We start from the raw sequence: 9,446 nt of genomic DNA, 5'->3' as shown, positions 1-9,446 counted from the left end.
GGCCACACCAACCTCGCCCTGTGCATCCGCACCCTCTTCCACCAGGGCGGCGTCCCGGCCGGGGGGCGGGGGTGTCACAGCAGCTCCTTTCCGGTGACCGCCCAGTGGGCGGCGCTCATCTTGGCGAGCGTCTCGCGCCATTCGCTCGCCGGGTCGGAGTCGGCGACGATGCCGGCGGAGGCGCGGGTGCGGTAGACGCCGCCCTGGTGGAAGAGGGTGCGGATGCACAGGGCGAGGTTGGTGTGGCCGCCGACGTCGATGAGGCCGAGGGCGCCGGCGTACAGGCCGCGGCGGCTGTGCTCCAGGGACTCGATGATCTCCATGGCGCGGATCTTGGGGGTGCCGGTCATGGTGCCGGCGGGGAACAGCGCGGCGACGGTGTCGAAGGCGTCCTTGCCGGGGGCGGCCCGCCCGGTGACGGTGGACACCAGGTGCAGCACGTGGGAGTAGCCCTCGACGAGGAACTCGTCGGGTACGCCGAGGGTGTCGGCCCGGGCGATGCGGCCGATGTCGTTGCGGCACAGGTCGACGAGCATGGTGTGCTCGGCGACCTCCTTGGGGTCGGTGCGCAGCCGTTCGGCGGCGGCCTCGTCGTCGCCGGTGCGGGGCAGGGTCCCGGCGATGGGCCGCATGGTGACCTCGCCGTCCTCGACGCGGACGAAGAGTTCGGGGCTGGCGCCGATGACGCGCTGCCCGCCGACGCCGGCCAGGTACATGTACGGGGAGGCGTTGCGCCGGCGCAGCCGCTGGTAGACGTCGACGGGGTCGGCGGTGGAGCGGATGGCGAGTTCGTGGCCGATCTGCACCTGGTAGACGTCGCCGACGGCGATGTGCTTGAGGCAGGTCTCCACGTCGCGGGCGAAGGTCTCGGGGTCGGTGTCGTCGCTGACGGTGGACTCGGGGATGGTGTCGGCGGCCGGTTCGGGGTGGGTGCGCGCGGCGGTGCGCAGCAGGGCGGTGATCTCGCCGGGGGGCAGCGCGGGCCAGGCGGGCGACTCGTGCAGCAGCAACTCGGTGCGGTCGGCGGCCAGGTCGCGGACCACGCAGCCCTGGTGCAGGACGAGTTGGACGTCGGGCAGGTCGGGGCGCTGCTCGATGAGGCGGGGCAGCTCCTCGACGTAGCGGACGGTGTCGTAGCCGAAGTAGCCGAGGAAGCCGAAGCGGAAGCGGGTGGCGGACCCTTCGGCGTCGAAGAGCCCGCGGGTGGTGCGCAGCAGCGGCCACAGCCCGGCCGGGGTGGGCAGCCGCAGTGTGCCGTCCTCGTCCTGGTCGAGGGCGGGCCTGATGCGGTCCAGGAGCGTCTCGCGCAGGGCGGGTACGCCGTCGACGCGGACGGCGCCGTCGGTGACGGCCAGGGTGAGCAGGGCGCCGAAGCCGGCGAACTGGTGGCGGCGGTCGCGGGCCGGGCCGGCGGCGGACTCGAGCAGGTAGACGTCCTCGGGTCCGAAGCGGGCGGCCAGGGCGCGGTAGGCGGGCAGCATCGGCACCTCGGGCAGGGGGTGCGACCGGGTGGCCACCCGGATCGCGGCCGGTGCCGGTCGCGGGTCGGTCATGCGGGCGCCTCCTGGGGCGTCGGACGGGTCGGGGGCGGTCAGGTGGTGACGGCGTAGCGGTGGGCGACCTTGCGGGCGGCTTCGGCGGCGGGGTCGGCGGCGGTGCGCCGGTCCAGGACGCGGGCGGCCTTCCAGCTCACGAAGGAGCCGGTGTGGGTGACCGGGTCGAGGTCGTCGTCGACGATGACGTGGACGGACGCGCCGGTGAGGCGTTCCAGTCGGGCGGCGAGTGCGGTGCCGGTGGCGGCGGGGTCGGGGCCGCCGGCGGAGGCGGGCAGCAGGTCCAGGCGGACGGTGACCTGGTCGCCGCCGCCGGGGGCGTGGTCGACTTCGACCTGGTAGCCGAGGCAGCTTCGTACGCCGTGCAGGACGGCGGCCTCCAGTTCGCCGGGGTGGACCAGGGCGCGGCCGAGCGGGATGCGGTCGGCGACCCGGCCGACGACCTCGACGACGGGGCCGGGCAGGGTCGCGCCGGGCGGCGCGGGGGTGATGCGGACCAGGTCGCCGGTGCGGTAGCGGATGAGCGGCTTGATGCCGTCGACGAGCATGGTGAGGACCAGTTCGCCCTCCCTGGTGCCGCCGCCGTGCGTCGCGTCGCCGAGGACGGCGCCGGTGTCGGGGTCGACGATCTCGGCCAGGTAGTTGGGGACGGACAGGTGGAGTCGGCCGCTGTCGGCGCCGGTGGCGATGCACAGCGCCTCCTGGGAGCCGTACAGCGCGGGCCGGACCTGGGCGTGCGGCCAGACGGTGGCGACGTTGGCGGCGAACTGCGGGGTGCAGATCTCGCCGAGGACGAGGAACAGCTTCACCGGCAGCGCGGCGAGGTCGTAGCCGTGGTGGCGGGCGGCCTTGGCGAGGCCGAGGCAGAGCGCGGGGGCGCAGACGATGACCTCGACGCCGAGTTCCTCGATGAGGCGCAGCGCCTTGGCGAAGCCGACCCGGGGCGACTCGGGCCAGATCTTGACGTGGCAGGCGCCCAGGCTGCCGGCGACGGCGGTGAACACGTCGCCGAACGCGTACAGCTCGGAGGGGCCCATCAGGCCGACGACCGGCATCCGCTCGCCGAAGTGGGTGCGGAACATGCGCCGCCAGGCCTCCTCGACGGCGGCGTTGGAGGTGGCGATGTCCCGCGCGCCGCGCGGGCAGGGGGTGGCGGCGCCGGTGGTGCCGTTGGTCTCGTAGTAGATGCTCGCCTCGGAGACGGGGCCGCTGAGCACGTCGTACATCTCGCGGCGCAGGTCGTCCTTGGTGGTGAAGGGCAGCGCGGTCAGGTCGGCGGGGGTGACGGCGGTGAGGTCGGCGCCGGCCAGGTGGCGGCGGTAGAACGGGGAGCGTTCGGTGACGTGGCGCAGTACGGCGGCCAGTCGCCCGGTGCGCCAGTCGGCGAGGGCGGCGGGGGTGAGGGTCCCGTCGTAGAAGGCGCGGCTGATCCGGTCGTAGGCGGTGAGGAAGGCGGCGTCGGAGCCGGTGGCCGGGGTCGGGGCCCGGGCCGGGAGGGGTGCGGGGGCGGTGGTCACGCGGGCACCTGCACCTCGGGACGGGCCTCGGGCTGGGCCTGCGGCAGCGGGAGTTCGTTGAGGGCGAGTCCGACGCGCTCGTTGACCTCGCCGGCGGGCAGCAGGTCGTCGCGGCCGGTGAGCCGGCGGTGCTCGTCGAGGAGCTGGATCATGTCGACCATCCGGTCGATCATCCGGGCGACGTTCTTCAGGCCCTCGTCGTCCTTGACCGCGTCGCCCCGGTGCAGCGCGTGCACGGTGGCGGGGAATCCGCTGCCGACCACGATCATCCGGTTGAGCAGCGCGTTGACGGTGAGCTGGGACCACACCTCGCCGGCGCTGTAGCGGCGGGCGACGGAGATGACGCCGGCGACCTTGTTGCTCAGCGGGCGGTCGAAGCGGAGGTAGCCGACGCCGGCGCGCTCGATGAAGGTCTGCATCAGGCTGGCGGTGCCGAAGCCGTGCACCGGGGCGGCGAAGACGATGCCGTCCGCCTCGACCATCTTGCGGACGATGCCGGGCACGCCGTCGGCCAGGGAGCAGGCCACCGGCCGGTCGTTGCAGTCGCCGCACGGCCCGCACCGCTCCATCCAGGTGTTGCGCAGGTCTACGGTCTCGAACTCGACCCCGCGCAGCTCGGCGGTGGCGGCCGCGTGCCGCAGGACGTCGGCGGTGTTGCCGTCCCGTTCGGACCCGTTGATGGCGAGGATCTTCAGATGCTGCGTCATGCGGTCTCTCCTTCGGGGGCCGTGGACTCCCCTGAATCGTCATGTCTCGGTACTCGTCGCGGCATCTCCGTAGATGCTCGATGGACCGGACGCCGCCGAGCTGGTAAAAGGCCCCGCCGGCGCGGGGTGCGCGGGCGGGGCCGGGGGGCGGGCGGTGGGTGTGCGGCGCTAGGGGGCGACGGCGACCGGGAAGGTGTCCAGGCCGCGCACGACCCAGCGGTCGCGGTAGACGGGGGCGCTGGTGGCGGTCAGGTGCGGGAAGCGGGCGAAGAGGCGGGGCAGCGCGATGCCGGCCTCCAGGCGGGCCAGCGGGGCGCCCAGGCAGAAGTGGCCGCCGGCGCCGAAGCTCAGCGGCCGGCTCGCGGTGCGGTCGGGGTCGAAGCGGTCGGGGTCGGCGTAGCGGCGCGGGTCGCGGTTGGCGGCGGCCAGCACCAGGGTGAGCCGACTGCCGGCCGGGACGGGGACGCCGGCCACCTCGGTGTCGGCGGCGGCCCAGCGGCTGGTGACGTGCACCGGCGGCTCGTAGCGCAGGATCTCCTCGACGTAGCGGGCGGCGAAGTCGGTCTCGGTGCGCAGCCGGGCGGCCGGCGCGGCCCGCTCCAGGGCGAGCATCACGCCGTGGCCGATGAGGAAGCTGGTGGTCTCGAACCCGGCGGTGAGCAGCACCATCAGGGTGCCCATCAGCTCGTCGCGGTCCAGCGTGTCGGGATGCTCGCGGTGGGTGTCGGCGAGCAGGGTCACCAGGTCGTCGCGGGGTTCGCGGCGGCGGCGGGCGATCAGCTCGGTGAAGTAGGCCGTCATCTCGTCCATGGCCCGGTCGGCGCGCTCCAGGGCGGCCGGGTCGCCGAAGCCGTCGGTGGAGACGGCGACCGTGGAGGCCATGTCGCGGAACCAGACCTGGTCCTCCTCGGCGAAGCCGATCATGGTGCTGATCACGGCGACCGGCAGCCGGGAGGCGAACTCGGCGATCAGGTCGACCGGGGCGCCGCCGGCCCCGAGGCGGGCCATCCGGTCCAGCAGCTTGTCGGTCATCTCCGCGATGACGGCGTGCAGTTCGCGGATGCGGGGCGGGGTGAAGGCGAAGTTGACGACCGACCGCAGCCGGGTGTGGTCGGGCGGGTTGCTGTAGAGCATGGAGCTGGTGAAGGCGCGCAGCGAGGAGTGCGAGCGCCAGCCGGGCGAGAGCGCGTCGTAGCCGGCGGCGTCCTGGACGAGCAGCCGGGTGTCGCGCAGGGCGCGGTCGCAGTCCTCGTAGCCGGTGAGGACCAGTCGGCCGGGGCGCAGTTCGGCGACGGGGCCGTGGGCGCGGATCGCCTCGTAGTGCGGGTAGGGGTCCTGGCGTCCGGCGGCGGTGCCGAGCGCGGCGAACGCCTCGGTGACGGAAGGGCCCGGGGACGGGGTCCGCGGCGGCGGGGGCGCGGGCGGCGCCGGGAGGTCCGCCGGGGCCGTGGTGGCGGGCGGGCTCATCGGGTGGCGGCCGGGACGAGTTCGAGGATCGCCGACGGGCCGGCCGGGTGGACCGCGGCGAGGGTCAGGCCCGCGGCCTCGGCCAGCGCGGTGAACTCGGCGACGCCGCGCTCCTTGGCCCCGTAGACGCAGAGCATCCGCAGGTCCATGCCGGTGTGCGGGGTGTCGCCGGCGGCGCCGATGGACTCGATGACGAAGACCAAGCCGCGCTCGCCGGCCGCCTCGGCGCAGCGGCGCAGGATGGCGGTGGCGGCCTGGTCGTCCCAGTCGTGCAGGACCAGGGAGAGCAGGTAGCCGCCGGCGCCGGCGGGCAGCGGGTCGAAGAAGCTCCCGGCGACCGCGTCGGCCCGGTCGCCGAGGCCGGCCGCGGCGAACCGCGCCTTGGCGGCGGCGGCCGTGGCGGGCAGGTCCACGACGGTGCCGCGCAGCTCCGGGTGGGCCGTCAGCAGGGCGGTGAGCAGCGAGCCGTCGCCGCCGCCGACGTCCACCACGTGGCCGAGCGCGGCCCAGTCGTAGCCGGCGGTGACGCCGGGGGCGCGCACCGCGGTGTCGGCGCCCAGGAGCTTGTTGAAGGAGGCGGCGCGGTCGGCGTCGGCGGTCAGGTCCTCCCAGTACTCGCGGCCGTAGCGGACCGGGAAGGCGGCCTCGCCGGTGCGGACGCTGTGCGGCAGCTCGACGAAGGACAGCTCGCCGCGGCCGGCGCCGTCCACGTCGAACCAGGCGCGGACGCCGGCCGGGTGGTCCTCGCGCAGCGGCTCGCCGAGCGGGGTCAGGGCGTAGCGGCCGTCGTCGTCGCGCGCCAGCACGCCGCGCACGGCGAGGTAGCGCAGCAGGCGCTCCAGCGCCTCGGGGTGCGCGCCGGTGGTCTCGGCCAGTTCGGGCGCGGTGCGGCGGCCGGCCGCGATGTGGTCGGCGATGCGCAGGGTGGCCGCCGTCCGTACGGCCATCGGCGTGCCCAGTCCGGCCATGGCCCACAGCTTGGCGGCGTTGCCGTCCTCGTCACCCAGCACGGTGTGTCCTCCCTCGTCGGCGGGCCGGGGCGGCCCGGGGATTCATCGTCGCGCGTGGCCTGCGGCGCGCCATCTCCCGTATTGCGCGCTTGGGTCGGGGGCGGCCGGGTCCGGTCGCCCGCCCGGTCGGGGTGTCCGGGCACGGCGGCGCCGCCGCTCCCGCGGTGCGGGGGCGGCGGCGTCGTCGGGGGTCGTGTCAGGCGTTCTCCAGCGTGCGCTCCTCGGGGCTGCCGGTGGTGGACGCCGGGCCGCCGGCCGGGCGGTCCTTGGACAGCGGGCCGGGGGCCCAGAAGCGCGGGCCGATGTCGAGGGCGAGCGCCGGCACCAGCACGGTGCGCACCAGGAAGGTGTCGATCAGGACGCCGATGCAGACCACGAAGCCCATCTGGGCCATGGAGACCAGCGGCAGCGCGGCGAACACCGCGAAGGTCGCCGCCAGCACCAGGCCGGCCGAGGTGATGACCCCGCCGGTGCTGGTCAGTCCGGTGATCACGCCCTTGGCGTGGCCGTGCAGCGCGGCCTCCTCCTTGGCCCGGTGCATCAGGAAGATGTTGTAGTCGACGCCGAGGGCGACCAGGAAGACGAAGCCCAGCAGCGGGATGGTCCAGTCGACGCCGGAGTAGTCCATGAGGTTCTCGAAGACCAGGTTGGCGGCGCCGAGCGCGGCGAAGTAGGAGACGACGACGGTGCCGAGCAGCACCAGCGGCGCGACCAGCGAGCGCAGCAGCCAGATCAGCACCAGCAGGACGACGAGGAGGACCAGCGGCACCACGACCTTCAGGTCGCGGGCGGTGGCGGTCTCCTTGTCGACGGTCTGCGCGGCGGTGCCGCCGACGAGCCCGTCGACGCTGCCGCGCAGCGCCTTGACCGCGTCCTTGGCCTCCTGGCTGTCGGGGCTGCCGGCCAGCACGGCGGAGAGCCGGGTGAGTTCGCCGTCCGGGGTCGTGCCGGCGTTCTCGACCTTGACGACGCCCTCGGTGCCCTCGGCGGCCCGGGTGGCCTCGGCCGCGCCGGCGGTCTTGACGATGACGGTGGCCGGGTCGGCGGCGCCGGACGGGAAGTGCGCGGACAGCTTCTCCTGGGCGACGACCGACTCGGGCTTGGTCTGGAACCAGTCGTTCTGGCTCAGGCCCATGTCGAGGCCGAACGCGGAGAGGGCCAGCGCGCCGGTGACGGCGAGCGAGGCGATCCAGGAGCGGCGGGGCTTGGCGGCGACGGAGTCGCCGACCCGGCGCCACAGCGGGCGGGTGGCGCGCTGCGGGGCGCCGTGCTTGGGCACCAGCGGCCAGAACACCCAGCGGCCGGCGATGACCAGCAGCGCCGGGAGGATCGTGACCATGGCGAGGAAGCCGAACACGATGCCGATGACGCCGACCAGGCCCATGGAGCGGGAGGAGTTGATGGTGGCGAAGCCCAGGCAGGCCAGGCCCACGGCGACGGTGCCGGCGGAGGCGAGGATCGCCGGGCCGGAGCGGCGCAGCGCGGCCTGCATGGCGACGTGCTTGTCCTGGTGGACGTGGAGTTCCTCGCGGTAGCGGGCGATGAGCAGCAGCGCGTAGTCGGTGCCGACGCCGAACACGAGGACCATGAGGACGCCGGAGCTCTGCGGGTCGACCTGGAGGCCGGCGTACTTGGCGAACAGGTAGGTGCCGACCTGGGTGAGCACCGCGGCGAAGCCGACCGCGAGGGCGGGGAACAGCCACAGCACGGGGCTGCGGTAGGTGAGCAGCAGCAGCAGGACGACGATGAGGCCGGTGGCCATCATCAGGGTGCCGTCGAGGGTCTCGAAGACGGTGAAGGCGTCGGCCATGGACGCGGCGGGGCCGCCGACCTGGGTGTCCAGGCCGGGCGGGGCGTTGGCGTCGGCGATGTCGCGCAGCTCGGCGGTCTTGTCCGCGATGACGGACTGCTCCTCGCCGGGCAGCGGCACGACGACCATCAGGGCCTTGCCGTCCTCGGAGGCGACGGCCGGCGACACCTGCTCGCCCTTGGCGGCGACCTTCGCGAAGGCGGCGCGGTCGGCCTCGGCCTTGGCCTTATCGTCCGCGCCGAGCGCGCCGTCGGTGCTGTAGACGACGACGGCGGGCATCAGCTCGTCGGTGCGGAACTTCTCCAGCTCCGTGTTCACCTGTGCCGACTCGGCGCCGCGCGGCAGGAAGGCGTTGGCGCTGGTGTCCTGCACCTCGCCGAGCTTGCCGGCCAGCGCGCCGAGCGCCATGACCGCGACCAGCCAGACCGCCAGGACCAGCCATTTTCCTCGGCGGCCGCCGGGCACGGCGGCGGCTTGCTTGAGCCATGCGGGCATGGGGTTCTCCTAAGGGGGTTTTCCGCGAAGGGGTCGTGCGGCTGAGGGGCCCTGGGAGTCGCGGAGGGCCGCGACCCGACGCCGAGCGGCCGCGCGGCGGGGACGTTCCATCGTCCCGGGCGTTCAACCGGGGACGCATCTTCGAGAGTGCTGTGTACGGGGTGCGCGGGTGCCTGGGCCGGACCGGGCCGCGCGGCAGACGGCGGCGCCCGCGGGGCTCGGGGCTCCGCGGGCGCAGGTCGGTGACGCCGGGGCGTCCGGCGTCAGTTGGTGAAGAACTCCTTCAGCTCGGGGGCGAGGACGGCCGGGTCGACGGCGATGCCCTGGCCGGTCAGGGAGTGCCGGCTGGCGCCGGGGACGGTCTCGGCGACGGCCTTGGCCGAGGACTGGAGCCAGGCGTCGGCGTCGCCGCCGTGCACCACCAGCACCGGGGCGCTGATCGCGCCCAGTTCGTCGGCGGGCAGGGCGAAGTCCTCGCCGAGGATGGTGACGTCGTAGGGCAGGGTGTGGGCCAGGGCCTCCAGGCCCGCCCAGAACGGGGCGAACTTCATGCCGGCGACGGCCTCGGCCGGCGCGCCCATGCCGTTGACCATGAAGAACTCCACGGCCTCGGAGCGGCGGTCGGTCGCGGACAGCTCGGTGAGCTTGTCGGTGAAGCCGGCCGGCGGGCGCGGGGCGGTGTCGTCGACGGCGAACGGCGGGTCGTAGACGGCGACCTGGGTGATGCCCACGCCGGCGGCCGCGGCCTTCAGCGCCAGGGCGCCGCCCGCGGACAGGCCGAAGACCCGGGCGGAGCCGCCGGCTTCGGCGATCAGCGCGGCGAGGTCCTCGATCTCCCGCTCCACGGCGTAGACGTCGGCGTCACCGCTGTCGCCGCGGCCGCGGCG

The 9,446-nt window shown here is 74.6% G+C and carries 7 protein-coding genes; all 7 read right to left on the bottom strand.

Annotated elements, in window-relative coordinates; translation table 11 throughout:
* Positions 1 to 74: 74 nt before the first annotated feature.
* Positions 75 to 1,553 carry an anthranilate synthase component I family protein gene (locus tag C6N75_RS06010; protein ID WP_105867791.1) on the bottom strand — a complete coding sequence of 493 codons (1,479 nt, stop codon included), beginning with the start codon at positions 1,551 to 1,553 and terminating at the stop codon, positions 75 to 77.
* 38 nt (positions 1,554 to 1,591) lie between these two features.
* A complete protein-coding gene (locus C6N75_RS06005; protein ID WP_107503736.1) occupies positions 1,592 to 3,070 on the bottom strand; it encodes a phenylacetate--CoA ligase family protein in 1,479 nt (492 codons plus the stop codon).
* A complete protein-coding gene (locus tag C6N75_RS06000; RefSeq protein ID WP_105867790.1) occupies positions 3,067 to 3,777 on the bottom strand; it encodes a flavodoxin family protein in 711 nt (236 codons plus the stop codon). Before C6N75_RS06000 ends, C6N75_RS06005 begins: the two co-directional genes overlap by 4 nt.
* A 168-nt stretch (positions 3,778 to 3,945) precedes the next feature.
* Complete coding sequence (locus tag C6N75_RS05995) at positions 3,946 to 5,244, bottom strand: cytochrome P450 (RefSeq protein ID WP_105867789.1); 1,299 nt, start codon at positions 5,242 to 5,244, stop codon at positions 3,946 to 3,948.
* Entirely contained in the window at positions 5,241 to 6,251 is a 1,011-nt protein-coding gene (locus C6N75_RS05990) for a methyltransferase (RefSeq protein ID WP_258177250.1), read from the bottom strand. The genes C6N75_RS05995 and C6N75_RS05990 overlap by 4 nt, the downstream gene beginning before the upstream one ends.
* A 199-nt stretch (positions 6,252 to 6,450) precedes the next feature.
* Entirely contained in the window at positions 6,451 to 8,559 is a 2,109-nt protein-coding gene (locus C6N75_RS05985) for an MMPL family transporter (protein ID WP_105867788.1), read from the bottom strand.
* 263 nt (positions 8,560 to 8,822) lie between these two features.
* Positions 8,823 to 9,446: alpha/beta fold hydrolase (locus C6N75_RS05980; RefSeq protein WP_105867787.1), on the bottom strand; the 624-nt coding region annotated here is incomplete at its 5' end.

Source organism: Streptomyces solincola (assembly GCF_002982015.1).
Classification (GTDB): domain Bacteria; phylum Actinomycetota; class Actinomycetes; order Streptomycetales; family Streptomycetaceae; genus Streptomyces; species Streptomyces solincola.
The sequence above is the reverse complement of the archived record's forward strand: the minus strand, read 5'-3'. Positions and strand labels throughout refer to the sequence as shown.